Below are 25,783 nucleotides of genomic sequence, written 5' to 3' on the forward strand. Positions count from 1 at the left end.
AACCTGCATTATACTACGCACATTCTTTCATTTCCCTATCTCCTATGACCACCGATAACTCAGGTTTAGTGCAAGCACGTGCGCTTGCGCTGTTACCGCTTATTGTTTTTTTAGCCATTTTCTTAGGCAGTGGTATTTACCATTCTGTGATTGGAACCGAGTTTGCGTTCTATCAAATGAAAGCGCCTGTTGCGGCCATTCCTGCCATTATTTTGGCGGTATTGATTTATCGCGGTGAGCTGAATCAAGGCATCGAAACCTTTTTGCGCGGCGCAAGTCACCCGAACCTCATCTTGATGTTCATGGTGTTCATGCTGGCAGGTGCATTTGCCAGTACCACCAGCGCCATTGGTAGTGTAGATGCCACGGTACAAATGGGCTTGTCTGCGATTCCACCCGCCTTTGTGCTGCCCATGCTATTTATTATTTCAGCGTTCATTGCAACAGCAATGGGCACCTCGATGGGCACCATTGCGGCCTGTGCACCGATTGCCTTTGGTTTCTCTCAAGCCACCGATATTGCTGCTGTCTATGCCATAGGTGCGGTCGTGGGCGGTGCGATGTTTGGTGATAACCTGTCGATGATTTCGGATACCACCATTGCAGCCACCACCAGTCAAAAAGTTCAACTTCGAGACAAGTTTCGCGTCAATGTCTGGATTGCAGTACCTGCGGCTTTAATCACAATCGCGATTTATGTCTTTAGTATTCACCAAACCGAAACCATTCAGTCGAAAGACTTTAATCCTTGGCTAGTATTGCCCTATGTGGTGGTATTTTTCCTCGCCTTCAGTCGTTTACACGTGCTTGCGGTACTTACAGTCGGTGTGGTGCTCTCTGGGGTGATGGGACTGATTGCACAGCCAGAATTTACCGTCATTCAATTCAACACAGCTATCTACGATGGTTTTGTTGGTATGTTTGAAGTCGCTTTACTGTCGATGTTCTTGGGCGGTCTTTCGACCATTATGCAAAAAGAAGGTGGTCTCGACTGGCTTATTCAACGCATTTACAGCCTAACCCGTTTATTTAAAGTTGGTCGTGAGCGCGCAGGTGAAATCGGATTAAGCTTTTTGGTGGTTTTCTCCAACATTTTTGTGGCCAACAACACTGTAGCGATTATTTTATCGGGCGATATGGCGCGTGAAGTCGCGAAAGAATATGGCGTAGACCCAAAACGTGCAGCCGCTTTACTCGACATCTTTTCATGTGTTGTACAAGGGCTTATTCCCTATGGTGCACAGCTTCTATTGGCCTGCTCAATTGCAAAGCTTTCGCCAGTTGAACTCATCGGCAGCATTTACTACTGTTGGATACTGGCAATCTTTGCCATCCTTGCGATTGCATTCCGTTTTCCACGACTGAAATCAGTCTGATCATTGCATACATTTTAGCGCCTCCCCGAAGGCGCTTTTTTTATGCCTGCTGTTATTTCAGTTGTCGTTTCAACTGCAATAATGTCTGACCACTATGCTGTTTATAGGCACGCGCTAAAGCCGACTGTCCCGAATAGCCGAGTTGTAAGGCGATTTCAGTCAAACTCAAACCTTGTTGTAATAAATATTCACATCGCTTCATGCGCTCTGACTCAAGTACTCGCTTAAATGAACTATCCCAGTCTTGCAACTGGCGTTGTAAGGTTCGCGTCGACAAGTGTAATTCATTGGCAATCAGTTCGATTTTAGGGGCTTCCGCATACGCTTTAAGATAATCAGCCACGGCGCTATGAATCTGTTGTAATACGCTTTCATAACGAGGCTTGAGGGCAATTGCAACCTCTGCTTGTTTCAGTAAAAGCTGCGTTAAAGAAGGATCAGCAAAGCCCGATTTTAAAATCAAACTGTCCGCACTCATCACATAGGCATAGCAGGCTTGATTAAAGCTCACTTCACAGCTATAAAATTTTTGATAATGATACTGTGCCATCTGGGCTGGATGCGCCATTTGGATTTTTAAGAACTGTAATTGATCGGGAAAAATTTTCTTGGCCAAATGAACAATAGATGCCATGGTTATTTCATTCAGTGAAGCATATTTCTCATTGAGAAAAGGCCAAGTCAGCCAAATTTCATTGCCCCTTTGTTGCATCTGCATGGGACTAACTTCTGCCCCATCAATCACCAAACGACTAAAACGCATCACATAACTCAGTGCTTCAGCCACGCTATTACTGCGTGTGGCCATATAGCCCAAAACACCAAAATGCTCAGGTTGAATAAATTTTGCCATCTCCATAATCAACTGAGGGCAATCCAGCTGCTCTCGCGTCAGTTGTAAAATCGTTTGAAAGAATGAAAATGGCGATTGGGTATCGATTGGCAGTTGTAATACATGCTCCAGTTCATACTGATATTGCTCTAAAAAACCGAGTTGATGAAAATCAATTCCTTGCTCTATGAGGTACATGTTCCAGAGCTGAAAATAACCATTGGGGATTTGTAATTCTTGCATGACGGCCAACCCGCTATTTGACATGCGATATTTTCATATTGGCGTAAAATGTATAAAAAATGGCAATATCTGTCAAAACAAACTGCATTTTCTCCGACATACTGCAATCATCCAAGGCAAATGAAGTAAAACAAAATGAATGCCATTGTTACAGCCCCTATTGAACCAATTGTGCGAACTCAACTCAATTTTAAGCTTGATGAAGTGCCCCGTTTTTGGTTTGGTGGCGACCCATTTCGGACGCGTATGTTTGATGCACTCAGCCTCACTTTCCCCGATGGAGAACGCTATTTTATTCAAAGCGTGCGTTTGTTTCGGGACCAAATTACAGACCCAAGCTTAGCTGCACGTGTCACCGATTTTATTAAGCAGGAAGCACAGCATGGCATTGCCCATGACAAAATGAATCAGGTCATGCGAGAACAAGGCATGCCAGTCGATCAGTTTATTCAGCGTTTAAATAAAATCTTTAAGTTCGAATTAAGCAAACGCTCGCCTCAATACAACATTGCCATGACTGCGGCGGCAGAACATTTAACCGCACTGATGGCCGAGACTTTTTATAGCCATAAAGCCACGTTGGCTGAGGCTCACCCCTATGTGCGTGCTTTATTTGCATGGCATGCCATTGAAGAAATGGAACACCGTGATGTCGCGTTTGATGTGATGAAACAAGTCGGACATGTACCCGAAACAACGCGTCTATTTGCATTGGCCTTTACCACGGTGATGATGTTTGGTTTCACCACTTATCGTGCAGATGTCATGCTCAAGCATGATGGCTTTAGCCGTATTCAGCGCTTGCAAATGATGCGTAAAGGGCTGCCTTGGTTCTTTGGGGAAAAAGGGATACTGTCTCGGATGCGTGGTCAATATCTCGATTGGTTTAAGAAAGACTTTCATCCCAATCAACATCCTGTGATTGCTCAGTATAAAGTTTGGATCGACACCCTAGCAGAAAGTCATGATCCGATTTTAGCGGGTGAAGCTTTTTGGCAAGCTGGGAAATAATTCAGTAAGCGCAACAAATATACACTTTGGATGAGTTTAGGTATCATACGCCATCTTAAAACATGGGTATATGAAGTTGAATTTGTATGTCCGATTACATCCGAAGTTAAAAATGTCGTTTAAATTCAAACTCCGCGTTCTTGGTTATTTGATCATGGTCAATGCAGTGATCTCGATGCTTATTGCTTGCAGATATTTCCTGTATTTATCTGAGTTTCCAACAGATTTATTGGGATTCAGTTTCTTATTTACTGGAACATTCTCGCACATGACTGTGCTTGCTTCATTGATTGGCTTGATCTTGATTCCGAGCTTATTTCTACCCAATACGCTACGTCATATTACGCAAGCAAGTATTGCTAGCTTGGCACTCATTGCACTGATCATAGATACCTTTGTTTACGCACAGTACCGTTTCCATATCAATACCGTCATGCTGGAACTGGTGATGTCAGGTCAGGTTGTGAGTTTCTCAATCTCAACATGGCTGATGGTCATTGCTGCGATTGCCTGTATTTTTGCAGCACAATTTTACTTGATCCGATTCTTAGAGAAAAAATTACCCACTTTTTCATGGAGCATTGGTAAAAAGTTTACAGGCTTAGTGTTTGTTGCTTTACTTTTAAGTAATGGTATTCACGTTTGGGCTGCAGCACATGTGTATCAACCTGTAACCATGACACAACGCTATTTACCGATGTTTTATCCGATGACCTCGAATAAAACCATGAAAAAGTACGGCTGGATTGATGAAGAAGCCTTAGAAAAACAAAAGGCTATGTCTTTAGAACGTAAAAGTGACCTGAATTATCCGCTGACGCCGATTGTTGGAGAAGCTCCAAAGCAACCCACCAATATTATGTTTATCGTGATTGATTCTTGGCGTGCAGACACATTTAATGCAGACAACTCACCAAACTTGTGGAATTATGCGCAGAACGGAAAGATTTTTAATCAACACTATTCAACAGGAAATGCCACACGCACAGGTATTTTTGGGATGTTCTATGGTATTCCTGGTACTTACTGGCATGGCATGATTGTGAACCGCCAAAGTCCAGTATTTATTGACCGTTTGCAAGCACTGAATTATCAACTGGGTTTATTTGCTGCTGCCAAATTAACCAACCCTGAATTCCATGAAACCGCGTTTTCAAAAGTGCCAAATTTACGTATTGGTTCTTCTGGCAAAGTGGCAGGTGGTCTTGATGAAGAATTAACGCAAGATTGGTTAAAATGGTATGAAAAAAGAGATCGAAACAAACCAACCTTTTCATTTTTATTTTATGACTCTCCACACGGATACAGCTTTCCTAAAGACTATCCACACCAGTACAAACCAATGCTGGATGAAGTCAATTATCTCAAGTTAAGTAATGATTCTGATCGTTCATTAATGATGAATCGTTATAAAACTAGTGTGCACTACGTCGACAGCATTGTGAAACAAGTTTTAGATAAACTCAAAGAAACAGGTGATGCAGAGAACACGTTGGTCATCATTACTGGCGACCACGGGCAAGAAGTGAATGATAATCTTCAAAACTTCTGGGGACATAATGGTAACTTTACCGACCCTCAAGTCAAAGTTCCCTTTGCAATCATTGGTCCGAAGATACAAACTGATGCGCTATGGAATAACCACGTTTTAACTAGCCATCAAGATATTGTTCCTACACTCATGAAAAACTATTTGGGTGTAACCACAAAAATTCACGACTATTCAGTGGGTGAAGATTTGTTGGGACCACAAATTCAACGTGATTGGATTTTAACCTCAAGCTATAGTAAATATGGCATTGTTACCCCTAAAAACATCTTAGAAGTGGGGGCTGTTGGGCAGTTCGAAATCTTAGATAAAAAGAATCAGCCAATGTCAGATCAAGAGCCAAACTATGCTCATGTTCAAGCAGCATTGGAGCAAATTAGTCGTTTTAATAAATAAAGGCAAAAGAAAAACCGGCATGATGCCGGTTTTTTATCACAGGTCTTTTACCACTTTGCATAGTGCTGTTCGAGCAATCCATATTCATTTAGCAATACAATCTCTTGATCACCCTGCTGAATCGTACCGCTAATCTTGGCTTGCCATTGACTAAACTGACTGCCCACAAGACGCAAATTTAGGTTTTCAAAACGGCGCCAACCCGTGGTCACAGTTAAATTTAAGCGTTCATCTAACGAGCGAATGCTCCAACGCCCTTCTTCTTCCATTTGGAATAGAACATCACTCACGGTATAGAGCTTTCCATTCATCCACAGACAGTTTTCATTGCCAAAACTTTCATTCACACCAGAGGCTAAGTTCAGACCAATACGCTTACCCTGTGCATCCCAAAAACTACAAGAGAGCCAAAACCAAGCTGTTTCCGGTCGGAGGAAGCCACAGGTGTCATCTAGCGCAGCCAAGGTCCGCTCATTAAACTGAATGATCTGCCCCGCTTTATTGGTAAAAAAACCCTCACACGCTAAGGTGGTCAGTTTATGGGTATAAGTCCAACCATTAATCCCTGTTGGACTACACATACTCAATGGATCAGTGCCTGCGCAGAAAATTCGGGCACTCAGCTTAATCTCACCATACTTGGTGACTTGAACATAGCGCACCCCATTGGCATGCTGAATTTCAATTTGAAACGGTGAATTTGCAAACACACTCTGGTTATACAAAGGCTGTTCATCTAAAACGGTTTTACGCGCCAGAAAATTCACGGCGTTCCATTCAAGTACTTCATTTTTAAGATGATCGTAAATATAAACGAAACCGTGTCCAGCCCAAGCAATATCAGCAATCGCTAAACCAATGGTGTAGTGTTCATGTTGAATGCTACAAAACTTAAATTTCTTATATTTTAGCTTTTTCCGCCAGCCAGTGAGCACTTCACCATATGGGGTTTTATACTGATACTTATTTAAATCAATGGTTTTTGGAAGTTCGCTAAACCGACCATAATGTGGTTGTCCGTTGGACTGAATCAAATCCATTGATGCTTTATCCTTAAGCAAAAGTTAATTAATATCCCTAAGCATATTATGCCTATAATTTTAAAGGTGAAAAGTATTTAGTTTGTTTTTTCATCAAATTGTTCGCTAAACCTACTCTCTTTCGTTTGAAGACACCACTTAAAAATTAAGAATGATCCAAACTTAATTTAACATCAGATATGTATTTTCCCAGATGTTTGCATCAAACTCAGCTTCAACCAAAGCCACATAACGTCCATGTATGCAATCAATCGCAATACAGTCATCGACGTCTAAAACACGATCTGTATGTTGCTTTTTCCACTTTTGATCAAAATGTTGTTTGCCAAGTTGTTTGGCTTCCGCTGCATGTGGAGCAACAACGAGTACATAACGATGCAACTCCCCAAATTCACGTGTGTCATAGCCACCTAAATTTATGAGCCACAATTTTTCATCTGTGACTTGAGGCTGAGCATCACTAAACTGTATTTGGTATTTTTTCCCTCGACTTTCAACACCATTTAGCCTTGCCCAAGCATCTATATGTAAGCCTTTTTGTTCACCAAACCATGCATGTTTAAGTTGCGGGTAACTGTCTTCTAAACTGTCAGCGACAGCAAACACAACATCATGGACTTCGGTATTGGCACGTGCATGACGACCACCTAGCATAACCATAAATAGGTTGGGCATTCTATTTCCTTTAAATTGATGAAGTTACTTTTCTTCTAAATGCTTCAATATCAAAGCTTTCTTTAGCATAAATTGCCGCCCCCTCAATTCCTCTAAAAATAGTAGCGGCATTGATTGAATAAACTGAACAATATTGTAAAAGTTCAGCAGCATATTTTTGGGGTAAAGAAATTTTTAATAATGCTTGTATCTTTTTATCAGCAACCAGCTCATTTAATAATTTAAGCTGTTTAATTCTTTTAGGTTTCTGTTCAAAAGTTAATGCTGTTCCTCTAACCAAGTTTTGACGAACTAAAGTAAAACAACCCAGTTGAGAAGATATATTTTGATTAGCACTTTTAGGAACTTCAATAATTTCAAAGTTTTTTTCAGTACCATTGCTCAGTAAATTTTCCTTTTCGGTATCAAATATCCAAACCGACAATAGATCATCAAATGATGGTTGTTTGATAGCTTGAGAAGCAGCGAAGTAACATGCAACCAACGGACTTTTTGTCCAATCTAAAAACTCTGTCCATACACCATAATGCTGGGCAAAAGCGATTAACTCATACAATTCAGCATGCGGCCATGCCTTAGTTTTAAAGACAACTGCACTATCGAACTCGTTAAAATGATTATCTCTTAAAGCTTTGGAATCGAAAGGAATTTTTGATGAATTTAAATCACAGCCGTTTATAAATTCCTTTAAACGTACCCAATACATAAAACAAAGTCCATCAAATGTGTTTGATAAAATTTGGTCTGCAGGTGAATGTCGGAATAAACTAGGCTCTAATTCCCAATTTGAATCTGCTTGACCGCGATAAATAAATTTACCATTCACACTTTCTAAGTATTGATTGATATTTTTTTTGTCTGGTCTAATGAGTTCAATAAATTCATCCACATTTTCTAAAATGATTTCTTTAAAACCAAATCCCTCCTTAATTTCCATATCCTCTCCATCAATTAATCAACAAAAATAAAGCCCCAAAAGGAGCTTTATTCAATAGTCATTGTGAATTACATCTCAACCATTTCCACGCCATCAATACGTGCCACAGTCATCAAATCTTTATCCCCACGACCAGAAACCGTCGCAATAATAATTTGATCCTTAGACATCGTTGGCGCAAGTTTAGTGACATAAGCCATCGCATGAGAACTTTCCAATGCCGGAATAATCCCTTCAATATGAGTCAAATCACGGAAACCTTGTAAAGCTTCATTGTCATTGATCGGCACATATTCAACACGATGCATATCTTTAAGGAAACTATGCTCAGGGCCTACACCTGGATAATCCAAGCCTGCTGAAATCGAATGCGTTTCAATGATTTGACCTTGTTCATCCGACATCAAATAAGTACGGTTACCGTGTAAAACTCCTACATGACCTGCATTCAATGGTGCAGAGTGTTTACCAGTTTCAATACCATAACCCGCAGCTTCAACACCATACATTTTCACATCAGCATCATTCAAAAATGGATAGAACAAGCCCATTGCATTTGAACCACCACCCACACATGCCACTAAAGCATCAGGTAAACGTCCTGCTTGCTCTTGAATTTGTTTACGAGCTTCACGACCAATAATTGACTGGAAGTCACGAACCAATTGTGGATATGGGTGCGGGCCTGCAACTGTACCAATCACATAGTAAGTTGAGTCAACATTAGTTACCCAGTCACGCATCGCTTCGTTCATAGCATCTTTCAATGTCTTTGAACCGCTTTCTACAGGCACAACTGTTGCACCTAACAAACGCATACGATACACATTCATGGCTTGACGTTTCACGTCTTCAGCACCCATGAACACCACACACTCAAGACCTAAACGCGCTGCGATGGTTGCCGTTGCGACACCGTGCTGACCTGCGCCAGTTTCAGCAATAATGCGTTTTTTACCTGACAGTTTTGCCAATAAAGCCTGACCAATGGTGTTGTTCACTTTATGTGAACCTGTATGATTCAGGTCTTCACGCTTTAAATAAATTTGCGCACCACCCAACTCTTTCGACCATCGCTCAGCATAATATAAAGGACTAGGACGACCTACATAGTAGGCGAGGTCACGGTCGAATTCTGCCAGAAACTGCTCATCATCCTTCATACGGAAATAGAGCTTTTCTAAGTCTTCTAATGCAGCCATTAGAGTTTCTGACACAAAACGTCCGCCATGGATACCAAAATGCCCACGTTCATCTGGGTATTGGGTATAGTCAATCACATTACTTTGCTGATCCACGATGGACTCCTTGCATGAAGTTTTCTATAAGTTGTTGGTCTTTTATACCTTTAGCGGATTCGACGCCTCCGCTGACATCTACAGCATAAGCCCCAGTCGTCTTTATAGCGTCTTCAACATTATCTGGGGTTAAACCGCCAGCTAAAATTAAAGGAATATCCAGTTTGGGGAATTGCGACCAGTCAAAACTATGTCCTGTTCCCCCTTTCAGTTCAGGATGCCATGCATCTAACAATACTGCACTTGCCCCTGCCTGTTGAAAGCGTTGAACTTCTGCCACCACATCCAGTTCAGGTTTCACTTGAATGGCTTTATACCAACGACGTTCCACTTGTGCCGCAATCGCCTGACAGTCTTCTGGTGTTTCATCACCATGAAACTGAATGATATCCAGCGCCACTTGTTTTAACACATCGGCAATGTCATCCGCAGTGGCATTCACAAAAAGCCCAACAGTTTGCACATAGGCAGGCACGTGTTGAATCAATTCTTTAGCTTGATCTGCACTTACATTGCGTGGACTAGGCCTGAAAAATACAAAACCAATCGCATCAGCCCCAGCATTGACCACAGCTTGAATATCTTGGCTACGGGTAATTCCACAAATTTTGGCACGGGTTCGCATAGGTTATGACTCTGGCTCAGCCCTATTTATAGCTGATCTATAAATATCTGGGCGAATCATTGTAATGCAATTTTTTCACCTTGCGTAAAGTTCATCCTGAAAAATCTTTACATCGATTGTTTAATTCGCATACAAACCGTATACTGCGCCCAAATGCAATAAGTCTGAGCATTTATGCTTTAGGGAAGTTGGTGCAAATCCAACACTGCCCCCGCAACGGTAAAACGAAACGTATATCTTTATAAGTATTTGCACTTACATCACTGCACTCGTGTGGGAAGATGGATATACCAATATTGTTCGCAATATTTATATTTAAGTCCGGAGACCTGCTTATTGCGCCATTTAACTCAATCATTCACGGGGGGTGAATGTATGGAGCCAGCATGTCAAATTTATGTCAGCCTACAGCTTTAGTGGGCGCAATCGCTATTGCGATGGGTTTCTCTACGTCTGTATCTGCACAAGACAACACGAATATTGTGAATGCCTCTTTAGAAACATTGGTTGTTACTGCATCACGTTCTGAAGAAAAGATTGAAAATGTTCCTGCACGTATTTCTGTGATTGATGAAAAAACCATTGAACAAAACCCCTTATTAAATATATCTGATGTAATTCAAAGAGATCCATCGATTTATATAAAACAAAGCGGTGGCTTAGGACAAATTTCTGAGATTTCACTTCGCGGCGCCAAATCAGTTCATACTTTGGTTCTTAAAGATGGTGCCCGCTTAAACAGTCAAAATGAACTTGCCCCACTCTATCCTGCATTTTTAGATACAACTGATGTTCAACAAGTTGAAATCTTAAAAGGGCCTGCATCTGTACAATATGGTAGTGATGCGATTGGTGGTGTAGTCCAATTAATTTCAAAAAAACCTGAGAAAACAGGTGCAGATTTAACTGGAATTTATGGGGAAAATAATACTTATAAAACAATTGCAAATGCCAATTTAGTTACCGATCAAGGTTTTTATGCAAAAATCGGTGGTCAACGCTTAGAAAGCGATGGCACACGCATTCTAGAAAGCCAACCTAAAAATGAAAAAGCTAGTTATGACCAAAAGGGCTATCACGCCAAAGTCGGTTTTTATCAAGAAAATACAATAGATGCTTCTGCTTCGATTAGTGAAAATAAGGGAACCAATATTTTCACTAATAATTATATTAGCAATACAGCTCAACGCCAATTTGAGAATCGTGTCATTAATGCAAAGCTTGCCTACAATATTTTGCCTGATTTAATCGTAAATGCACGTTATTCAAATGCGCAAGATAAGCAAAATGTACCCTCTTATGGTTCACGTTATGATACAGAAAATAATGAATCTGATTTAAACCTAAAATGGAAATTCACTCCAAATCAAAATATCTTAGTTGGTGCAACATATACGGATGCAAATTATCAAACCAATACAATTTTAAAAGGTGATCAGAGTGTTGATAGCATGGGCTATTACCTACAACACCAATTTAAAAATGAACAATTTGATACGCAATTTGGTGTCCGTTTAGAAGACAATGAGCGCTTTGGCAATCATACTGTTGGACAAGCTGCTGTTCGCTATCACTTCTTAACAAATGCAAGTGTTTATGCGAATATTGGGAGTGCATTTCGCGCACCAACCCTAAATGAAATGTACTCACAATGGGGGGGGAATATTGATTTAAAACCAGAGGAAAGTACTTCTTATGAAGTTGGTGCTGACTATCAATTGAATCAAAATTTACTTGCAAATGTTTCACTTTATCAAAATGAAGTTAAGAATTTAATTTCATCTCAATGTATCGCAACCTGTGATGGTGATTGGGTAACAACTTTTCCTGTTTATCAAAACTTAAACGTTAATAAAGCCACATTTAAAGGTGGTGAATTAGGTCTAAAATGGCAACAAGATGATTACTTCATTTCAACTCAATATGCCTATGTAAAAACTGAAAATAAAGAAACTGGGTTAGAAATAGCTTACAGACCAAAAAATACTGTTACCCTAACAACTGGTTTAGAGAACTCTATCTACGGTATCAATATTTCAGCGATTGCTCGTTCAAAATCAAACGCATCAAATACTGCAAATCCTATTCAAGTACCTGGCTATGCGACGATGGATTTCAACGCCTTTTGGAATATTAATCCAAATGTAAAAGTCTTTACCAACATTCAAAACCTTTGGGATAATCAGTACCACCAAGTATCTCGATCTGCAACAGATTGGTACATCAACGGTGGCCGCCTAGCTTCCGCAGGAGTCACTTTCCGTTATTAATTTAACTTAAAGACTCAAAAAAATTTAAAAACAGCGCAGTTTATGGATAATGTTTTGACCGGCATTATCCTTTTTTTCATTTAAACCTAGGAAATATTATGGGCCACCGTTTAAGTAAAATTTATACCCGTACTGGCGACTCAGGCACCACAGGTCTGGGCGATGGATCACGTGTAACTAAAGATGATCTAAGAATTACCGCACTTGGTGATGTCGATGAGCTCAATTCAACCATTGGTGTGCTTCGTGCTCAAATTACCGCAAGCCAAATCACAGACAAAGCGAGATGGGATAAAAGCTTAAGCCTCATTCAACATTGGCTTTTCGACTTAGGCGGTGAAGTGTGTATTCCAAACTATCATTTGCTCCAACCTGTTTCTATTGAGTTTCTTGAACAAGAAATTGACTGTATGAATGAAGACTTACCCATGCTGAAAGAATTTATCTTACCTTCGGGTTCTTTAGCATGTAGCTATGCACACCAAGCTCGTTCAGTATGCCGCCGAGCTGAACGTAGCTTAATGTCAGTGCACACTCGTGATCAAAATATTCAAAGCACCGCACTACAGTTGCTCAATCGTTTATCCGACTGGCTTTTTGTTGCATCCCGTGCTTTGCAGCGTGCTGAAGGTGGCTCAGAAGTACTTTGGCAAAAAAATATCAATGAAACTATTTAAATGTTTCTAAGTTTTTAGAACGAAATAGATTTTTTCGGAGTCTTGCAGTGATCAATTCACTGGAAGGCTTTCTTAGCTTACATTTCTTTCAGGAAAAGTATCCCAAACCATTTGCCAATCGTAAAACTCGCCCACAGCCATCTCTGATCGTGAATATCACAGAAGCATTTCATTCAAATTCAATTCTGCCAAAAACCATTACGAATCGCATTTACGCATATCTAATATCTCTGCCTTAGAATCTATCCCAATCAGATATTTTTAGCGCTACAATCACTCAAAAGACGTATATAGATCAGGTTCAATATGAGAATCATCGGACATCGTGGTGCACGTGGCGAAGCCCCAGAAAATACACTCGGCGGTTTTCAATATATTCATGATCTGGGCATACGTGCGGTTGAATTTGATGTTCGTCAGCTCAAAGACCATGAGCTGATCATTATGCATGATGACAACATGCTCCGAACTACCGGTATCGACCAAGCGCTCTACCCATTAAATAGCGCAGAACTTGATAGCTATAACCAAGCACATATTTGGCTAGACTGGGAAAAGCAAAGTACCCCAACACTACGACAAGCACTCCAGATTATGCAGGACTTCGAACATCTTGAAGTTGAAGTCAAAGCCGTGCAAACACAAACTGAAGCGGAACGACTAACACAACATCTCACACAGCAACTTAGAGGCTTTGAACACAGTGCGGTCATCACCAGTTTTGATCTTAAAATCCTACAAGCACTCCAAGATCAACACTCAACATTTAAACGTGGCTTATTGATTGAAGACGATATTCAACATCTTGCGATTGAACAAGCGCTCAAATACGACTGTTGCCAAATCGGCTGGATGAACCAACTGGCAACCGATGACTTGTTAAAAGCCACACAACAAGCGAATTTAGCCATTAGTGTTTGGACAGTGAATGACATCGAACGCGCCAAACATTTACGTGACTGTGGCATTGATGGATTAATTACCGATTTTCCTAAAATGATGCTACAACATTTGGCAGATGCACATTGAACAAGCCAACGACTGACTTGAGTTTTACATGAGTAGTGACACTGAAAATATTGATTTTTCATATTGATCGCTCTGCTACGATAAAGCCTAGAAATGCTTCGGTAATTTCGATATCTAAACATTCGTATTCTGTTACTGTTTAGTACAATACATCTGTACAATAATGCTAGTGAACCAAGGTTCGCTCATGCTAATATGCTGTAGCTTAATCCATGCAAAAAGTAATGGATTGACCTTCCATTTATACCTCCCAAGGTTTCAGGAGTGCTGTTGGAGATGAATGCTCCCCTACCCAAAGCCCCATTTAACTGGGTTGCAATTTTTGCATTGGTTTTTCTTCCGATTGTGGCTGTGATTGCAATTCCCTTATATGCCTTTCAGCATGATTTCAGCTTAGCCGCTTGGATCAGTATGTTTGTATTACTGGGTGTTAGTAGCTTAGGTATTACCGCTGGCTATCACCGCTTATGGGCACACCGTGCTTATGAAGCAAGCTTACCTTTAAAAATCATTTTGATGATTATGGGTACCTTTGCCGTGCAAAACAGTATTTTATTTTGGAGTTCAGGTCACCGTACCCACCACCGCCATGTCGATGATATCGAGAAAGATCCCTACTCGATTAACAATGGTTTTTGGTATGCCCACATGGGTTGGATGCTTCGAGACTATCCATCAGCAGAACCGGACTTTAAAAATGCACCCGATTTGCTCAATGACAAATTGGTGATGTTCCAACACAAATACTATGTTCCTTTAGTGATTAGCGTCCACATGGGTATTTTATTACCAATCGGTTGGGCTGTAGGCGACTTATGGGGCGTGTTATTGTTGGGCGGATTAATGCGTTTAATCCTCAGCCACCACGTCACGTTCTTCATTAACTCTTTATGCCACATGTGGGGCAAACGTCCGTATACCGACGAAAATACCGCACGTGACAACTTCTGGTTAGCTATTGCGACTTGGGGTGAGGGTTATCATAACTACCACCACATTTTCCAATACGACTACCGTAATGGTGTGAAATGGTGGCAATATGACCCAACTAAATGGTTGATTTGGTCATGCTCAAAACTGGGTTTAGCTAAAAACTTACGTCGTATTCCGAGCTTCAATATTAAAAAAGCTGAACTTGCGATGAAGTTTAAATATGCTGAGCAAGACTTAGAAGTTCATGGTCTCAATGTCAGTGATGACATCAGCTCTGCGAAAGCTCGTATTGCACAGGAATATGATGCTTTTACCCAAACCTTGAATGACTGGGCAAAATTGAAAGAACAAGAAATTCAAGCCAAGAAAACAGCAGTGGCTGAAAAAATCCATCAAATGGATGAAAAGCTCAAAATTGAGTTTCAGTTAGTCGAACAGCGCTTAGGTCATCACCGTCAAACCTTGACCACCTTGATGCGTAGCATTAAAAAAGCGCCTGTTTCACAATAATTGATCTCTGATTCACCATTTCAAAAGAAAGCTCCGCAAGGGGCTTTTTTTAGCAGTTCATAAAGGATAACAGCATGGATATTAACAACATTCCTTTCGGTATCACCAACTGGGCCGAGATACCAACCACCCGCCACACAGGTGATCAGGGTTATGCCCTATGGCATACTCAGCAATTTGACGCGATTCGCGTGCGTATGGTCGAGTATTCTGAGAACTATTTGGCCGACCACTGGTGTTCTAAAGGGCATATTCTGTTGTGCTTAGAAGGCGAACTACACACCGAACTAGATGATGGTCGAACTTTTACCCTCACAGCTGGCATGAGTTACCAAGTTGCAGATCAAGCTGAAGCCCATCGCTCGTCCACCTCAAAGGGTGCCAAGCTGTTTATAGTTGACTAAAACAGTTGGATATATGTCTTAACACTAAAACTTTGCTATATTGATGGGGTCATGGCTTATCCCTTGTGATCCTTCACTATGCAGTTCAATTCACGCTACTCCCTTCTTCCATCAAAGCTTTATCACCATCAACAGCCCTTGCCACTAAAAGGGGCAAAAGCAGGTCATTTCAATGCCGCTTTAGCAGAACAGTTGCAATGGTCTGAAGCCGACAAACAGTCTTGGGTAGAGATTTGTAGCGGACAAAAAACCTTTAGTGAGTTTGAACCATTGGCAATGGTCTATGCAGGACATCAATTTGGTCAGTGGGCAGGACAGCTCGGTGACGGTCGGGGTTTATTGATCGCACAGATTCTCGATCAACATGGGCAAACCATTGACCTGCATTTAAAGGGCGCAGGCTCTACTCCTTACTCGCGAATGGGAGATGGTCGTGCGGTACTTCGTTCCGTCATTCGAGAGTACTTGGCTGGACATGCGCTGAATAGTTTAGGCGTGGCTTCAAGCAACGCGGTGGGCTTTACCTCGTCGGCTCAAGGCGTGCAGCGGGAAAAATTGGAACTCGGTGCAATGATGTTACGTACCTCAGACTGTCATATTCGCTTGGGACATTTTGAGTGGATCAACCAGTACCAACCTGATTTACTCGACGAATTTACCCAAAAATGCATCGCATGGCATTACCCTGAGTGTTTAGAGGCAGAGCAACCTGTTTTGGCATTTGCAACCCAAGTGATTCAACGGACAGCAGTAATGATTGCCAAATGGCAACTGGTCGGCTTCGCACATGGGGTGATGAATACCGATAATTTAAACATTACAGGCTCAACCCTCGATTTTGGCCCTTATGGCTTTATGGAACGCTTCCGCCCGAATTGGATTAACAATCACTCTGACTATCAAGGCCGCTATACCTATCAGCAGCAGCCGAGCATTGGACACTGGAACTTATGGACATGGTTGAACAACCTGATTCCGCTTTGTCCGCAAGACTATGACAAAGAACAATGGAAGCAGGACCTTGCAGATTGCTTAGAGCACTATGAACCCACGTTCTTGGAGCACTACAAACTGGGTTTAAGTCAGAAAATGGGCTTACCTCATTTTCACACTGAGAGTTTTGACTGTGCCATGACTTTCTTACGGATTCTACAAACCGAACAGCTCGACTACACACAAAGCTTTACGCGTTTGCAGAATCAACAATATGAAATGATTAAAGATGACTGCCTTGACCGTCGTCAGTTTGAAATTTTCCTCGCTCAGTATGAACAAATTCGTGCAAATCAAGACACGGCAGAACTCGATGCAGCCATGCAACAAGCCAATCCAGTTTATATCCTACGCAATCACATGGCACAAAAAGCGATTGAACTGGCTGAGCGCAATGATTACTCAGAAGTCGAACGCTTATTTGACCTCCTCAGCCACCCGTTTGAGCGGAATGTAGCACTAGAGAAGGCTGAGGATTTAGCACCTTTACCAACCGATGTTCCAGAGGTGATAGTGAGTTGTTCCTCTTAAGCATTTGGCTTAAACTGTGGATAAATTGAACAATATCTATAGGGCTTCGCCCACTGAGTGATGATCACCATGTCCTTACACCTTATTGCTGCAAAAGCTGCACTTGCCCTACCTGAAGTGACGTGTAGTCAGCCCTTTGGTGAAGGCTGTGATGTCTATAAAGTCATGGATAAAATGTTTTTGCTCAATTCATCTTTAAGTGGGACAGCTTTAAGTAACTTAAAAGTCACGCCTGACCACGGCGCGATGTTACGTGATATTTATCCGTATATTCATGCAGGTTGGCATATGAATAAAAAACATTGGATTTCAATTTATGAGGATGAAGACTTAGATCCTGATTTAGCCATTGATCTAGTACACAGCTCTTATGAGCTCGTGGTATCCAAGCTGAATAAACTACAAAGACAGCGAATCGCTGCGCTTAAAGCCATCACCTAAATATTTATTGAATGAAAAAAAATTTTAATTATTCCTATTACATTTCCTAAAGCTCAACCCTATCACCACATCAAACAGGTCATGGATTTGAACGTATATTGTCTCTGCTGAGCAGCTTTTCGACGTTTTCTACGTATTGCCCATTTGGAACCCAAAATTCGAAACGAAAAGTGAAATGAGACATTTATAGATGATAAAAAAAAGCCCAACATCCTGTCGGGCTTTTTCGTATTGGTTAGCTAGGTATAACTCCTGTCGTACCTCACATCCTAGTGTTGAACTTATCATTTTTGTTTTATGTTTTGGAACTTCCTGTTCTCTATGACTGCATCATATAAAATATTTCAGAGCTGGCCTAGACGCAATCCGCTTGAATTAGTGTAAGCCAAAACGTACATAGAAAAATAAGCTTAATTAGACTTACCCCCAAAATTATCCGCAGAAATTGTGGATAGTTTTCAGGATGACTAAAACTGAGCCTTACTCCTAAAAATTACTTTTTGCGTGATTTAAAAGCAACTTTATAGCTCAGTACTTCAATCTGTTGGAAATACAATCACTCTTTCTCGATTTTGCCTATTTAATTATCTATACATATCAATCCGAAAAGATGGAGTATGCAAGTCGCTCACTCTCCACACAACCTAACTAAAAATGATGATGAACGTCATACTAGGACGCTCTCGGATTGAATAAATACTTTATAACAGATGTAATTCTTTCAGATTATATTTTGAGATTCCCCCCATGACTAATAAGCAGATCGTTCAGTTTGATGAATTTACACGTGAACAATTGATTTATGCATTAAAGAAATACGCGATGAAAGAGCTTGAGTTAGATCTTGGAAATTTCCCCGCTCAATTTTTATTTGACTTTATTGTCGAGGAATTTGGGCCTCACTTTTACAATCAAGCCCTAACTGACACCCATGAATGGTTAGCAGAGCGCTTCGCTTATTTGAATGATGACTTGTTTATTTTGACCAAAGAAAAAGTTAAAAAACAAACTAAAAGCTGACTGGAATTATTTATCATTTATATATCAAGCTAAATCCTAAAATATCAAAAATCCTATAAAAAAAGGACTCATATTGAGTCCTTTTCAACATCATCACCTGCGCTTTAACTCTTCTTCGCTTTCAATGTTTTAAATAAAACAAATAACACGAGAATCCAGACAGGAAGCATCAACACGGAAAGCATAAAACCTTGATTCCACATGATATATAAAATCATCAGCATAAATACTAAAACAAAATAATTGCTAAACGGTGCAAATAACGCTGGAAACTTGGTTTGAATGCCCTGTTTTTTCATACTCTGTCTAAATTTAAGATGGATCAAACTGATCATCATCCAATTCAACACCGCAGCACTGACCACAATATAAATCAGATAACTGAGCGCTTTTTCAGGCAAAAAGTAATTCAACAGCACGCAACCAAAAATCAGTAATGCTGAAAATAAAACCGCCGCAATTGGTGTCCCTTGTCGATTCACCTGCTTAAAAACTTTCGGGGCATTGCCTTGTTCTGCCAGACCTAAAAGCATGCGACTATTGGCATACATCCCACTATTACAAACAGAAACCGATGCCGTCAGAATAATAAAATTCAGTAAATGCGCTGCCCAATCAATGCCAATTTGCTTAAAAATCAGTACGAATGGACTTTTATCTAAGCCACCCAAATCCAATTGATTCCAAGGTACCAAAGACAAAAGTATCGCCAGCGAGCAAATATAGAACAGGAAAACCCGAATCACCGTTTGATTGACTGCTTTTGGAATGTTCTTTTCAGGATCTTCGGTTTCCGCAGCCGCCATACTGATCAGCTCAATGCCGCCAAAGGCAAACATCATAAAGGCCAGCATATAAAACAAGCCTTCAAAGCCATGTGGGAAAAACCCGCCATGTACCCATAAGTTCGTGACAGATGCAGTTGAACCAACATCAGCCGTCAACAACAGATAAACCCCGAAGATGATCATGGCGATAATCGCCACAACTTTAATCATCGACAACCAAAACTCAGACTCCGCATACAGTTTGACATTGGCAAGATTGGCCAGTGTGATCACCACAAAAAACACCAGCACCGAGACCCACGCAGGAATATGTGGCCACCAGTAATTCACATACTTGCCAATCGCGGTCAGTTCAGTCATCACCACCAAGATATACAGTACCCAGTAGTTCCAGCCCGTTAAAAAGCCTGAAAACCGCCCCCAATATTTAAAGGCAAAGTAGCTGAATGAACCTGTCACTGGCTCATGCACAATCATCTCACCGAGCTGACGCATAATTAAAAATGCAATCAAACCGCCAATCATATAACCCAAAATAATCGATGGGCCAGCAGACTCAATAATATGTGCTGAACCTAAGAACAACCCTGTGCCAATTGCACCACCCATGGCGATCAATTGAATATGGCGGTTCTTTAAACGGCGCTGAAGTTTAGGCGTCTCGCTGCTCAAAACACATGCTCATCTGATAAAAAAATGAATTGTACCGCTTGCACAGACGATCAACCAGTCTTGCCCTTTAAAATCGCAGATTACTCGGTTTCATTTCACCAGTTGGAGATTTAAGTGAACTGCTGATTTTGATTGCCGCCTTTGCTTGAATCCCATAAAAAAAGCGGATAAACCTCAGCTTATCCGCTTTTTTATCGTTCAGAAAACTGAATTAATCTTCAGGATATTCAAAACGGTAGCCTACCCCATATACCGCCTGAACCCATTCATGACGGTTGCCTGTTTCAGCTGCATCCGAAATCTTACGACGTAAGTTCTTAATATGGCTATCAATCACACGGTCAGCTACTTCAAAGCTGTCTGGGTTGATATGATCCAGTAGCTGTGCACGTGAATAGACTTGACCCACATGCTCTAAAAACAACTCCAGTAAACGAAACTCGGTCGGCGTTAAGTTTAAAGGCTTTTGTTGATACCAAATGCGTTGTTGCGCTTTATCCATACGGAACAAAGACTGATCTTCAGGCTCAGCTTTACGCTCTAAACGACGTAACACGGCTTGGACACGCGCTACCAATTCTTTTGGGCTAAAGGGTTTACACACATAGTCGTCTGCCCCCATGTTCAAGCCAAGCACACGGTCGATTTCTTCCGTACGTGCAGTGACCATAATAATCGGCAAATCCGACTGTTCACGGACTTTACGGCAAATGGTCAAGCCATCCATACGAGGCACCATTAAGTCTAAAATCATCAGACTCGGTTTACGCTGCGTAAAGCTATCGTAAGCTTCCTGACCATCATGAAACATACTGACTTCAAAGCCCGCTGCTTCAAGATAATCGCGGACCAATTGTGCAAGTTCTACTTCATCTTCAACCAGCATAATATGTTTCATACATACTTCCTTTTGTGTTTCATTTTTTTGGGAACGTTAACTTGCAACGTAAACCACCCAAAGGCGAATGATCAAAACTCAATTCGCCGCCCAAAGCCTGAGCCAGTTTAGCCGATAAAGCCAAACCTAAACCTGTACCACCTGTGCTCCGCGTACGCGAGTCATCGACTCGATAGAAACGCTCACCGAGTCGTGCCAGTTGCTCATCAGTTAAACCATATGGACTGTCATCGACATAGACTGTCCAATCTGTTGCAGACTGTTCCGTATGAACTCGAACCTGACCACCCGCTTCGGTATAACGAATGCTATTACCCAATAAATTGACCATGATTTGCTTAAAGCGGTCAATATCAAGTTGTAACTCGGCGCCCTCACCTTCGACACTGATGCTTAAATGGGCCTGTTCAAATTTAGGCTTAAAGTTTTCCACTTCTTGCTCAATTACCGCCCATGGGTTCACGGTTGCAAAGTAACAGTTTAATTGCTGTGCTTCCGCTTGTGCCAAATCAGCCAAGTCATGCGTGAGTTTTTTCAAACTGGTGACTTGGCGTAACATCGATTCAAAATGCTCAGGCGTTGGTTTCCGAATACCGTCTTGCATCGCTTCGATCTGCGCTTGTAATACCGCCAGCGGTGTTTTCAACTCATGTGAAGTATCTGACACCCATTGACGACGTGAAATTTCATGCTGATCTAAAATCACCGCCAGTTGGTTCAGTTCATTGGACAAATCACCCAGCTCATCATTTCGATTCACTTTAACTTGATGCTGAAAATTACCCTTCGTTAATTCACGCGTACCATTCAACAAGCGTTGAATCGGTGTCTTAAAATAAGTCGCAAGTAACAACGCAGCAATTAAACTGGCAAAAACGGTTAAACCATAGACTAGTAATAAATAGCGCTTTTGATTACTAAAGAAGTTGATACTTAACGCATCATCTTGATCGAGAACTGGTTTCAGCCCCAAGTAGCCCACCACTTGGTTATTCACCACAATAGGACGGAAAGAAACTTGATCATCCGAAGGTTCACCGACCACGAACTGACGCTGCGTATCGTATAAAGACAAACGCGAGCTCAGACCTAAACGGTCAGGCGTGGAAATAAACTGTTTTTTGCCTGTGTTTTGTTTGCTCTCTTGTTCAATCTCTTCTTTTTTACGATCTGGACGGAAAACATTTTGATTGGCGCTGAGCGGGAACTTTAAACCTTCAAAGGGTTGAAACTCCGAAGGTAAGTTTTCCTCCAAAGCTTGCAGTTCTTGTTCAGTTAAAATCTGTTTTTCATGTTTGACTTCTGTGGTAGAGACATCACTGAGTAAGGTTTTGGTATTCTCTTTAAAATAACGCTGTTGCAGAGCAATATCATACTGGCGGCGCAGCCACCAACGAGAGAGACGGTCATAATCATCTGGCGCGGCATGTCCTTCAATCTGCAAAATTTGCGCTTGAATGGCATTGCCCCAGTCATGATAAGTGCTATAAACGCCAGCCAAGTTATCAATCAGATGATCAAGCTTTTGCATTTCCACGTCCGCCACATATTTGGCAAAATTCTTTTGCATCGTCCAATGCAGCATACCTAAACTCACCGTGGTAATCACCAAAGTGGTCAGCAATACAGTGAGGAATAAGCGTAAAGCAATCGGTACGCGGCGAATCTTCAAAAGCAATCTCTCGGTCATTCTTTTGCCTTGTTATTGTATAGAACACTGCATCAAAAAACTCTCCATTGTTTCTACATCTTTATTATTTAATCTTTAATCATCCAAAATCACATGCTCTTGTATGGGGGAGTTGTAGAATGAATAAGATGACAAAAATTGCTTTAGCCACTGCCAGCGTTTTATCTGTAGGTGCGTTAACTGCCTGTCAATCCACCCAAGCACCAAAAGATATGGAGCAGTCGCAACATATGCATGGTCATTATCAGAAAGACCGTCACATGACACCTGAACAACGCGAACAATTTGAAAAAATGCGTACTGAACGTAAACAAGTCATGCAAGACATTAAAAAAGCCTGCGATGGCAAAGCGGTGGGTTCAGCAGTCCAAGTCAAAGCAGGTGAGCAAACACTAGAAGGTACATGTGCGATTTCATTTAAACCTAACCGTGATGAAATGAAACGTGGTGAACATCGCCCAATGCGTGGCGATCAAGCCGATCGTGGTGAATTCCGTGGTATGCATATGCAACGCGGCGAACCACTAACCGATGCGAAACGTGCTGAGTTAACCCAGCAATACGATCAACGTTTAGCTGAACGTCAAGCGCGCCAACAAGCTGCGACCAAAGCCTGCCAAGGTCAAACCGATGGTAAAGCCGTGCAGTTAAAAGTTGGCACACAAACAGTAGATGGCAAATGTATCGTTCACTTCCAACCTAAAGCTCCTGTTTCAGCACCCAATAAGGCTGCTTAAACCACTCTAAAAAGTATAAATAGATCAAAAAGGCGCAAATTGCGCCTTTTTTATTGGACATAACTTTTTACGCTTTTTGACTATTTATGTCATGCCAAAAGCAGCAAAACTGTTTACACTCAGTGCACTTAGCGATTTTGAATAATATTTATTTGACTTTACAGTCACCAAGAAAAGCACCTGAACCGCTTGTACCAAATTAGAAGATGTTGCACGATTAAGTTATTCCAATCCGTGTCAAAGAAGACACGTTTTTATGTTTATTAGGATTATAAGCTGGTTAAACCAGTATTGAGGAAACCGATATGCCACAATACAAAGCGCCCTTACGTGATATGCAATTCGTACTGCATGAGCTATTGAATGCAGAAGAACACTATTCTAAATTGCCTGCATTTCAGGAAACCGTAAGCCGTGAATTGGTTGACCAATATTTAGAAGCTGCTGCAGATTTCTGTGAAAACGAATTGTCTCCAATCAACCAAAGCGGCGACCGCGAAGGTTGTACTTGGAATGATGGCGTTGTTACAACTCCAACTGGCTTTAAAGAAGCGTATCAAAAATATATCGAACTTGGCTTCCCGTCTCTTTCTGCTGAAGAGCAATATGGCGGTCAAGCATTACCTGTTTCTTTGGGTAACGTGATTTCAGAAATGGTCGGTACTGCAAACTGGGCATGGGGTATGTACCCAGGTCTTTCTCATGGTGCAGTTCGTACTTTAGAACATCACGGTTCAGCTGAACAAAAAGATGCTTACTTACCAAACCTTGTTTCAGGTGTTTGGACAGGTACGATGTGCTTGACAGAATCTCATGCAGGTTCTGACTTGGGTATTATCCGTACTAAAGCTGAGCCACAAGCTGACGGTAGCTATGCAATCACTGGTGAGAAAATCTTTATCTCAGCGGGTGAACATGACATGGCTGAGAACATTGTTCACATTGTACTTGCTCGTCTTCCTGGCGCACCTAAAGGCACCAAAGGTATTTCTTTATTCATCGTACCGAAGTTCAACTTAAACGCAGACGGTACTGTGGGTGAGCGTAACGCGGTGCGTTGTGGTTCTATCGAACACAAAATGGGGATCCATGGTAACTCAACTTGCGTAATCAACTTTGACAATGCAAAAGGTTTCTTGATTGGCCCTGAAAACCGTGGCTTAAACTGCATGTTCACCTTCATGAACACTGCACGTATTGGTACGGCTGTACAAGGTCTTGCAGCATCTGAAGGCGCATTCCAAGGTGCATTAACATATGCGAAAGACCGTTTAGCAATGCGTTCTTTAACAGGTCCTAAAGCACCAGAAAAAGAAGCCGATCCAATTATTGTTCACCCTGCTGTTCGTAACATGCTGTTAACTCAAAAAGCATTTGCTGAAGGTGGTCGTGCACTGGTTTACTTATTGTCTCTACATGCGGACGTGGTTGAGCAAGGTGCGACGGAAGAAGAGCGTAAATCTTCTGACAACATCTTGTCACTGCTTACTCCAATTGCAAAAGCATTCTTGACTGAAACGGGTTCTGAATCTGCAAAACACGGCGTTCAAGTGTTTGGTGGTCACGGCTTTATTTCAGAGCATGGTATGGAACAAATCGTTCGTGATACACGTATTGCGTGTTTATACGAAGGGACAACTGAAATCCAAGCGCTTGACTTGTTAGGTCGTAAAGTTTTGGGTACTCAAGGTGCAATGTTGAAAGACTTCACTAAGATTATTCACAAATTTGTTGAAGCAAACAAAGACAATGCTGCAATGAAAGAGTTTGTTGAACCTCTTGCTGCTCTAAACAAAGAGTGGGGCGACTTAACCATGCAAATTGGTATGAAAGCAATGCAAAACCCAGATGAAGTGGGTGCAGCTGCGGTCGATTACCTATACTTCTCTGGTTATGTAACGCTTGCTTACCTATGGGCACGTATGGCACTTGTGGCTCAAGAAACATTGGCTGCAGGTACAACTGACGTTGACTTCTATAATGCGAAAGTAACGACAGCTCGTTTCTACTTCAAGAAGATTCTTCCACGTGTTCGCTCACACGTTGATGTGATTGCTGGTGGCGTAGAACCATTACTCGCATTAGATGCAGAGCACTTTGCATTCTAAGTAATTAATAACTAATTCGATATTCGAAATAGTTGTACTCTTGAGTACAGAAATGAAAAAGGACAGTCATAGCTTTGGCGGTCCTTTTTCTTTATAAATA

General features: G+C 41.4%; 22 protein-coding genes and 1 riboswitch. Of the genes, 13 read left to right on the forward strand and 9 right to left on the reverse strand.

What is annotated here, in order from left to right:
* Positions 1-44: 44 nt before the first annotated feature.
* Positions 45-1,376 carry a Na+/H+ antiporter NhaC family protein gene (locus HUK62_RS14935; RefSeq protein ID WP_176538252.1) on the forward strand — a complete coding sequence of 444 codons (1,332 nt, stop codon included), beginning with the start codon at positions 45-47 and terminating at the stop codon, positions 1,374-1,376.
* A gap of 52 nt (positions 1,377-1,428) precedes the next feature.
* On the opposite strand, the gene HUK62_RS14940 is transcribed toward HUK62_RS14935, so the two are convergent.
* Positions 1,429-2,451, reverse strand: a complete 1,023-nt coding sequence (locus HUK62_RS14940; protein ID WP_176538507.1) for an AraC family transcriptional regulator — start codon at positions 2,449-2,451, stop codon at positions 1,429-1,431.
* Positions 2,452-2,586: 135 nt separating this feature from the next.
* Here HUK62_RS14940 and HUK62_RS14945 point away from each other — a divergent pair, with 135 nt between their 5' ends.
* Positions 2,587-3,462, forward strand: coding sequence for a metal-dependent hydrolase (locus tag HUK62_RS14945; RefSeq protein ID WP_176538253.1), 876 nt, complete (start codon positions 2,587-2,589; stop codon positions 3,460-3,462).
* Positions 3,463-3,574: 112 nt separating this feature from the next.
* Positions 3,575-5,407: a DUF3413 domain-containing protein gene (locus HUK62_RS14950; protein WP_171263835.1), complete on the forward strand. Its 1,833-nt coding sequence runs from the start codon at positions 3,575-3,577 to the stop codon at positions 5,405-5,407.
* Positions 5,408-5,454: 47 nt separating this feature from the next.
* Here the strand turns inward: HUK62_RS14950 and HUK62_RS14955 are convergent, their stop codons facing one another.
* From HUK62_RS14955 to HUK62_RS14975, 5 genes are all read right to left on the reverse strand, one after another.
* Positions 5,455-6,447 (reverse strand): DUF2804 domain-containing protein, encoded by a 993-nt coding sequence (locus HUK62_RS14955; protein ID WP_078388458.1) that lies wholly within the window; start codon positions 6,445-6,447, stop codon positions 5,455-5,457.
* Between the two features lie 162 nt (positions 6,448-6,609).
* A complete protein-coding gene (locus HUK62_RS14960) occupies positions 6,610-7,122 on the reverse strand; it encodes a DUF1543 domain-containing protein (protein ID WP_078388459.1) in 513 nt (170 codons plus the stop codon).
* 10 nt (positions 7,123-7,132) lie between these two features.
* On the reverse strand, positions 7,133-8,059 hold the full coding sequence (locus tag HUK62_RS14965) for an FRG domain-containing protein (RefSeq protein WP_078388460.1): 927 nt from the start codon (positions 8,057-8,059) through the stop codon (positions 7,133-7,135).
* 68 nt (positions 8,060-8,127) lie between these two features.
* Positions 8,128-9,357, reverse strand: a complete 1,230-nt coding sequence (trpB, locus tag HUK62_RS14970) for a tryptophan synthase subunit beta (RefSeq protein ID WP_086210407.1) — start codon at positions 9,355-9,357, stop codon at positions 8,128-8,130.
* Entirely contained in the window at positions 9,341-9,982 is a 642-nt protein-coding gene (locus HUK62_RS14975; RefSeq protein ID WP_176538254.1) for a phosphoribosylanthranilate isomerase, read from the reverse strand. The genes trpB and HUK62_RS14975 overlap by 17 nt, the downstream gene beginning before the upstream one ends.
* A 143-nt stretch (positions 9,983-10,125) precedes the next feature.
* Positions 10,126-10,334: riboswitch (cobalamin riboswitch) on the forward strand.
* Between the two features lie 34 nt (positions 10,335-10,368).
* Between HUK62_RS14975 and HUK62_RS14980 the strand changes: the two genes are divergently transcribed.
* From HUK62_RS14980 to HUK62_RS15015, 8 genes are all read left to right on the forward strand, one after another.
* A complete protein-coding gene (locus HUK62_RS14980; protein WP_176538255.1) occupies positions 10,369-12,252 on the forward strand; it encodes a TonB-dependent receptor in 1,884 nt (627 codons plus the stop codon).
* Positions 12,253-12,350: 98 nt separating this feature from the next.
* Positions 12,351-12,929: a cob(I)yrinic acid a,c-diamide adenosyltransferase gene (locus HUK62_RS14985; protein ID WP_176538256.1), complete on the forward strand. Its 579-nt coding sequence runs from the start codon at positions 12,351-12,353 to the stop codon at positions 12,927-12,929.
* Between the two features lie 306 nt (positions 12,930-13,235).
* Entirely contained in the window at positions 13,236-13,958 is a 723-nt protein-coding gene (locus tag HUK62_RS14990; protein WP_176538257.1) for a glycerophosphodiester phosphodiesterase, read from the forward strand.
* 276 nt (positions 13,959-14,234) lie between these two features.
* A complete protein-coding gene (locus HUK62_RS14995; protein ID WP_004697764.1) occupies positions 14,235-15,401 on the forward strand; it encodes an acyl-CoA desaturase in 1,167 nt (388 codons plus the stop codon).
* Positions 15,402-15,475: 74 nt separating this feature from the next.
* Positions 15,476-15,805, forward strand: coding sequence for a DHCW motif cupin fold protein (locus HUK62_RS15000; RefSeq protein ID WP_151836109.1), 330 nt, complete (start codon positions 15,476-15,478; stop codon positions 15,803-15,805).
* Positions 15,806-15,883: 78 nt separating this feature from the next.
* On the forward strand, positions 15,884-17,329 hold the full coding sequence (locus tag HUK62_RS15005; RefSeq protein ID WP_176538258.1) for a YdiU family protein: 1,446 nt from the start codon (positions 15,884-15,886) through the stop codon (positions 17,327-17,329).
* 69 nt (positions 17,330-17,398) lie between these two features.
* Positions 17,399-17,770, forward strand: a complete 372-nt coding sequence (locus HUK62_RS15010) for an MmcQ/YjbR family DNA-binding protein (protein ID WP_151836111.1) — start codon at positions 17,399-17,401, stop codon at positions 17,768-17,770.
* 747 nt (positions 17,771-18,517) lie between these two features.
* Positions 18,518-18,790, forward strand: coding sequence for a DUF2164 domain-containing protein (locus HUK62_RS15015; RefSeq protein WP_176538259.1), 273 nt, complete (start codon positions 18,518-18,520; stop codon positions 18,788-18,790).
* A gap of 104 nt (positions 18,791-18,894) precedes the next feature.
* On the opposite strand, the gene HUK62_RS15020 is transcribed toward HUK62_RS15015, so the two are convergent.
* The 3 genes from HUK62_RS15020 to baeS all read right to left on the reverse strand — a co-directional run bounded on the left by HUK62_RS15020 (position 18,895) and on the right by baeS (position 22,838).
* The gene (locus tag HUK62_RS15020) at positions 18,895-20,250 is read right to left on the reverse strand and encodes an amino acid permease (RefSeq protein WP_176538260.1); all 1,356 of its coding nucleotides are present in this window, start codon (positions 20,248-20,250) and stop codon (positions 18,895-18,897) included.
* 211 nt (positions 20,251-20,461) lie between these two features.
* Positions 20,462-21,148, reverse strand: coding sequence for a response regulator (locus tag HUK62_RS15025; protein ID WP_004697755.1), 687 nt, complete (start codon positions 21,146-21,148; stop codon positions 20,462-20,464).
* 19 nt (positions 21,149-21,167) lie between these two features.
* The gene (gene baeS, locus HUK62_RS15030) at positions 21,168-22,838 is read right to left on the reverse strand and encodes a sensor histidine kinase efflux regulator BaeS (protein ID WP_176538261.1); all 1,671 of its coding nucleotides are present in this window, start codon (positions 22,836-22,838) and stop codon (positions 21,168-21,170) included.
* A gap of 119 nt (positions 22,839-22,957) precedes the next feature.
* On the opposite strand from baeS, the gene HUK62_RS15035 reads away from it, so the two are divergent.
* Positions 22,958-23,575 (forward strand): hypothetical protein, encoded by a 618-nt coding sequence (locus tag HUK62_RS15035; RefSeq protein WP_126035358.1) that lies wholly within the window; start codon positions 22,958-22,960, stop codon positions 23,573-23,575.
* 305 nt (positions 23,576-23,880) lie between these two features.
* The gene (locus HUK62_RS15040) at positions 23,881-25,683 is read left to right on the forward strand and encodes an acyl-CoA dehydrogenase C-terminal domain-containing protein (protein WP_004983590.1); all 1,803 of its coding nucleotides are present in this window, start codon (positions 23,881-23,883) and stop codon (positions 25,681-25,683) included.
* Positions 25,684-25,783: the final 100 nt, after the last annotated feature.

The organism is Acinetobacter sp. NEB 394 (genome assembly GCF_013374795.1).
Taxonomy (GTDB): Bacteria; Pseudomonadota; Gammaproteobacteria; order Pseudomonadales; family Moraxellaceae; genus Acinetobacter; species Acinetobacter johnsonii.

What these genes read in the sequence shown, in the direction of transcription:
- HUK62_RS14935 (WP_176538252.1), top strand. Translation starts at nt 45, where the DNA reads ATGACCACCGATAACTCAGGTTTAGTGCAAGCACGTGCGCTTGCGCTG.
- HUK62_RS14985 (WP_176538256.1), top strand. Translation starts at nt 12,351, where the DNA reads ATGGGCCACCGTTTAAGTAAAATTTATACCCGTACTGGCGACTCAGGC.
- HUK62_RS14950 (WP_171263835.1), top strand. Translation starts at nt 3,575, where the DNA reads ATGTCGTTTAAATTCAAACTCCGCGTTCTTGGTTATTTGATCATGGTC.
- HUK62_RS15000 (WP_151836109.1), top strand. Translation starts at nt 15,476, where the DNA reads ATGGATATTAACAACATTCCTTTCGGTATCACCAACTGGGCCGAGATA.
- HUK62_RS14960 (WP_078388459.1), bottom strand. Translation starts at nt 7,122, where the DNA reads ATGCCCAACCTATTTATGGTTATGCTAGGTGGTCGTCATGCACGTGCC.
- HUK62_RS14980 (WP_176538255.1), top strand. Translation starts at nt 10,369, where the DNA reads ATGTCAAATTTATGTCAGCCTACAGCTTTAGTGGGCGCAATCGCTATT.
- HUK62_RS15025 (WP_004697755.1), bottom strand. Translation starts at nt 21,148, where the DNA reads ATGAAACATATTATGCTGGTTGAAGATGAAGTAGAACTTGCACAATTG.
- HUK62_RS14990 (WP_176538257.1), top strand. Translation starts at nt 13,236, where the DNA reads ATGAGAATCATCGGACATCGTGGTGCACGTGGCGAAGCCCCAGAAAAT.
- HUK62_RS15005 (WP_176538258.1), top strand. Translation starts at nt 15,884, where the DNA reads ATGCAGTTCAATTCACGCTACTCCCTTCTTCCATCAAAGCTTTATCAC.
- HUK62_RS14955 (WP_078388458.1), bottom strand. Translation starts at nt 6,447, where the DNA reads ATGGATTTGATTCAGTCCAACGGACAACCACATTATGGTCGGTTTAGC.
- HUK62_RS15010 (WP_151836111.1), top strand. Translation starts at nt 17,399, where the DNA reads ATGTCCTTACACCTTATTGCTGCAAAAGCTGCACTTGCCCTACCTGAA.
- HUK62_RS14975 (WP_176538254.1), bottom strand. Translation starts at nt 9,982, where the DNA reads ATGCGAACCCGTGCCAAAATTTGTGGAATTACCCGTAGCCAAGATATT.
- HUK62_RS14995 (WP_004697764.1), top strand. Translation starts at nt 14,235, where the DNA reads ATGAATGCTCCCCTACCCAAAGCCCCATTTAACTGGGTTGCAATTTTT.
- HUK62_RS14940 (WP_176538507.1), bottom strand. Translation starts at nt 2,451, where the DNA reads ATGCAAGAATTACAAATCCCCAATGGTTATTTTCAGCTCTGGAACATG.
- HUK62_RS15040 (WP_004983590.1), top strand. Translation starts at nt 23,881, where the DNA reads ATGCCACAATACAAAGCGCCCTTACGTGATATGCAATTCGTACTGCAT.
- HUK62_RS14945 (WP_176538253.1), top strand. Translation starts at nt 2,587, where the DNA reads ATGAATGCCATTGTTACAGCCCCTATTGAACCAATTGTGCGAACTCAA.
- baeS (WP_176538261.1), bottom strand. Translation starts at nt 22,838, where the DNA reads ATGACCGAGAGATTGCTTTTGAAGATTCGCCGCGTACCGATTGCTTTA.
- HUK62_RS14965 (WP_078388460.1), bottom strand. Translation starts at nt 8,059, where the DNA reads ATGGAAATTAAGGAGGGATTTGGTTTTAAAGAAATCATTTTAGAAAAT.
- HUK62_RS15015 (WP_176538259.1), top strand. Translation starts at nt 18,518, where the DNA reads ATGACTAATAAGCAGATCGTTCAGTTTGATGAATTTACACGTGAACAA.
- HUK62_RS15035 (WP_126035358.1), top strand. Translation starts at nt 22,958, where the DNA reads ATGAATAAGATGACAAAAATTGCTTTAGCCACTGCCAGCGTTTTATCT.